The organism is Synechococcus sp. H60.1 (assembly GCF_047462335.1).
GTDB lineage: Bacteria > Cyanobacteriota > Cyanobacteriia > Thermostichales > Thermostichaceae > Thermostichus.
Genome location: NZ_JANSJA010000045.1, coordinates 13,553 through 17,558 on the forward strand (window position 1 = coordinate 13,553; position 4,006 = coordinate 17,558).

Here is a 4,006-nt window from a genome sequence, read left to right on the forward strand (position 1 = left end):
ATCCTACTGCATCTTTACCAAAGAAGATGCCAGAAATCCCTACCAACTAGGCCTGTGGTCTTCCCGGGAGAAGCGTTGCGCCACAACAACACCTCAGGACTTCTGATCTAGCTTGGCAAGACGCTCTCAGCAGGGGATCCCCTTTTCGGGTAGCGCCGCATCAGCTCTTGCACGGCTTCGGCATGGTAGGAGCTGCGGGTGAGAGGGGAGGACACCACCTGCAGAAAGCCTAGCTCTTCCCCCACTTGCCGCCAATGGTCGAACTCTTCTGGGGTGACATAGCGCTCCACCGGCAGGTGTTTGGGGCTGGGCGCCAGGTATTGGCCAAGAGTGAGGATGTCGCAGCCCACCCGGCGCAGATCTTGCATCACCTGTAAAATCTCCTCGGCGGTCTCTCCTAAGCCCAGCATCACCCCTGACTTGGTGTAGAGGCCCGGATCCCATTGCCGTGCCAGTTCCAGAAGCCGCAGGGAGCGCTCGTAGTTCCCCTGGGGGCGCACTCGCCGGTAGAGGCGGGGCACGGTTTCCGTGTTGTGGTTAAGCACCGTTGGGCGGGCAGCGAGAATCTGCTCCAAGGCCTGCCAGTTGCCACATAAATCTGGGATCAAGACCTCGATGGTCGTCCGGGGCAGGCGGCGGCGGATTTCGGTAATGCAAGCAACAAACTGGCTGGCTCCGCCATCCGGCAGGTCGTCCCGATTCACCGAGGTAATGACCGCGTGGCGCAACCCCAGCCGTTGCACGGCTTCTGCCACCCGCAGCGGCTCAGTGGGATCCAAGGGCAAAGGCCGTTTGGTGAAGTCGATATCGCAGTAGGGGCAGGCACGGGTACAGGCCGGGCCCATGATCAAGAAGGTGGCGGTGCCGTTGGCAAAGCATTCCCCTAAGTTGGGACAGGAAGCCTCTTCGCAAACCGTGTTCAGGCCCAAGTCCCGCAGCAGTTGCTGGACAGACCCGGCCCGTTGGGGGGCTTTGGCCCGCAGCCAGGGCGGTTTACCGCTAGGCGAAGAAACAGCGCTCAATGAAAACCCTCCAACCCACCAGAAATGGTGGCAAGCCTATCTCTCAGCTTAGCCTGTCATCTTGCCCAGCCGAGACCGACCCGGGCCAATTCCCAGCTTGATGGATCCCCACTGCTTCGGAAGCGAGGCCCAAAACACAGAAGGATAGCTTGGTAGCCCCGCACTTGAGTGCAGGGCGGAAAAGCCCGTAAGCAACTTTAGTTGCTCGCCAATGGTATAGTTGTCACCGAGGCGTAGCGTTCCCAGGCGAGCCCCTAAAACGGTGAAAAACCCGACCGGTGGCAAGCGTCCGGGAGATGTCAACGTCTCAGCCAACCTCTAAGGACTCCGTCCCGCTGACGCGAACAGGAAAGTCAGCAGAACCTTGGGGTTTTGCCTCAAGGAACTGTCTAGAGGCGTCTTGACAGCGCCTTTACGAGTTTGTTGTTGAACTGCGTAAGAATCCCCCGCCTTTAGGCCGTGGGAGTGTCAAGGCATACTGGAAAGCGAATGTCGAGCGATAGGGATCCCACATGGTTGTTGCTGCTCCTCCCTCCCTGGAACAACTTGCCATCAACACGATTCGTTTTTTGGCGGTGGATGCTGTTCAGAAAGCCAACTCCGGCCACCCCGGCCTGCCGATGGGGGCAGCACCCATGGCCTATGTGCTTTGGCAGCAGTTTTTGAAGTTCAATCCCCGCAACCCCAAGTGGGTGGATCGGGATCGCTTCGTCCTCTCGGCGGGCCACGGCTGCATGCTGCAATATGCCCTGCTGCACCTGACGGGCTTTGATGTCAGTCTGGAGGACATCAAGCAGTTTCGCCAGTGGGGATCCAAAACTCCCGGGCACCCGGAAAACTTTGAAACTCCCGGTGTGGAGGTGACCACCGGCCCGCTGGGACAGGGGGTAGGCAATGCGGTAGGGCTGGCGATTGCCGAGGCCCACTTGGCGGCCCGCTTCAACAAGCCCGGCCACACGATTGTGGATCACTACACCTACGTGATCTTGGGTGACGGCTGCAACATGGAGGGGGTGGCCTCGGAAGCGGCCTCGCTGGCCGGCCACCTCAAACTGGGCAAGCTGATCATGCTCTACGACAGCAACCACATCTCCATCGACGGCAGCACGGAAATTGCCTTTACCGAAGATGTGGGCAAGCGCTATGAGGCCTACGGCTGGCACGTGCAAAAAGTGGAGGATGGCAACCACGACCTGAAGGGGATCGCCGAAGCCATCCAAAAAGCCAAGGAGGTCACCGACAAGCCTTCTTTGATCATCGTCGAGACCACCATTGGCTACGGATCCCCCAACAAAGCTGGCAGCGAGAGCGTCCACGGAGCGCCTCTAGGGCCGGAAGAGGTCAAGCTCACCAAACAAAACCTCGGCTGGCCGCTGGAGCCGGAGTTCTACATCCCCGACGAGGTGCTGGCCCACTTCCGCCAGGCCATCGATAAGGGGGCCAAAGCCGAGGCGGAGTGGAACGAGCGCTTTGCCGCCTACGAGAAGGCCTACCCGGAAGAGGCCGCCGAGTTCAAGCGCATCATGGCCGGGGAGCTGCCTGCGGGCTGGAAAGAAGCGTTGGCTCCCATTGCCGAAACTGGCAAAGAATCCACCCGCAACCTCTCCAAGTTTTGTCTCAACGCCCTGGCCAAGGCGGTGCCAGAGCTGCTGGGGGGATCCGCCGATCTGGCCCATTCCAACATGACCTACTTGAAGGGGATCCCGGAGTTTCAGGCCGGCTCCTACCACGGGCGCAACTTCCGCTTCGGGGTACGGGAACATGGCATGGGAGCCATTGCCAATGGCATGGCTCTGCACGGCGGCCTCATTCCCTACGACGCCACCTTCTTGGTTTTCAGCGACTACATGCGGCCGGCCATCCGGCTGTCGGCCCTCTCGCGGGCGCGGGTGTTGCACATCATGACCCACGACTCAGTGGCCCTAGGAGAAGACGGTCCCACCCACCAGCCCATTGAGACGCTGGCCTCTCTGCGGGCCATCCCCAACCTCTACGTCATCCGCCCGGCGGACGCCCGCGAGACGGTGGGAGCCTACCAGGTGGCCCTCGAGGCCATGTCCACCCCGTCGGTGCTGGTGTTTACCCGGCAGGCGGTCAACCCCGTAGAAGGCACCTCCATTGAGGGGGTAGCCAAGGGGGCCTATGTGGTGGTGGATGCTCCCAACCCGGAGCTTATCTTGATTGCCACTGGCTCAGAGCTGGAGCTGGCGGTGAAGGCTGCTGCTCAACTGCAGCAGGAAGGCCGAGCGGTACGGGTGGTTTCCATGCCCTGCATGGAGCTGTTCGAGGCCCAGCCTCAGAGCTACCGCGACTCCGTCTTGCCCCCCAATGTTACCAAGCGCATCTCCGTCGAGGCGGGATCCACCTTTGGCTGGCACAAGTACCTGGGCTTTGAGGGGGTGGCCATCGGCATCGACCGCTTTGGCGCCTCCGCCCCCGGCCCTGTCTGCATGGAGAAGTTCGGCTTTACGGTGGAGAATGTGCTCAATACCGCTCGTCAGCTCCTAGGCTAGGATTTTTGCTCCTCCGGCCTGAGCCCAGCAGGGATCCCTTCTCTGCTGGGTTTTTTGCTGCCTGGTGGAAAGGCTGACAACTTGTTAGCAGGACTTGCAAAACATTGCGGTTGTTTCAAGCAAGGTTGAGACACTTGCTACCCCAACCCCTTTCCCCTTGTAGGAGAAGGGAGCGAGAAAGTTGTTTCATAGTTTCATAGCAGGGAAAACGTTGGCTTCCAGCGATAGGCGGATGTTCTTGCGCCAACTTTGGGTCTGACAGCTCGGCCTACTGCAGGAAGCCCGCCAGTAGAATGACCACTCCCCCCACGACGGCCAAAATCGTCAGTACCCGGCCCGCATTGGCACTGCCCTTCCAGGAGTAGCTTTTCTCTGGTTTTTCTGATTCTTCTGGCATAGCCATGCCTCCCTTTGCAGCGATGAACTACCCCACCGCGCAGGCGGGTGGGGTTTCCCCATCCGCTTTACGGC

3 protein-coding genes are annotated in these 4,006 nt (G+C 60.2%); 1 reads left to right on the forward strand and 2 read right to left on the reverse strand.

Features of this window, described 5'->3' with window-relative positions; genetic code table 11:
- Positions 1-107 precede the first annotated feature (107 nt).
- Complete coding sequence (lipA, locus tag NW852_RS02500; protein ID WP_414372487.1) at positions 108-1,022, reverse strand: lipoyl synthase; 915 nt, start codon at positions 1,020-1,022, stop codon at positions 108-110.
- Between the two features lie 512 nt (positions 1,023-1,534).
- On the opposite strand from lipA, the gene tkt reads away from it, so the two are divergent.
- Positions 1,535-3,535, forward strand: a complete 2,001-nt coding sequence (gene tkt, locus NW852_RS02505) for a transketolase (protein WP_414372489.1) — start codon at positions 1,535-1,537, stop codon at positions 3,533-3,535.
- A gap of 268 nt (positions 3,536-3,803) precedes the next feature.
- Here tkt and NW852_RS02510 read toward each other — a convergent pair whose 3' ends face one another.
- On the reverse strand, positions 3,804-3,932 hold the full coding sequence (locus tag NW852_RS02510) for a hypothetical protein (RefSeq protein WP_414365729.1): 129 nt from the start codon (positions 3,930-3,932) through the stop codon (positions 3,804-3,806).
- Positions 3,933-4,006 lie beyond the last annotated feature (74 nt).

What these genes read in the sequence shown, in the direction of transcription:
- tkt (WP_414372489.1), top strand. Translation starts at nt 1,535, where the DNA reads ATGGTTGTTGCTGCTCCTCCCTCCCTGGAACAACTTGCCATCAACACG.
- NW852_RS02510 (WP_414365729.1), bottom strand. Translation starts at nt 3,932, where the DNA reads ATGCCAGAAGAATCAGAAAAACCAGAGAAAAGCTACTCCTGGAAGGGC.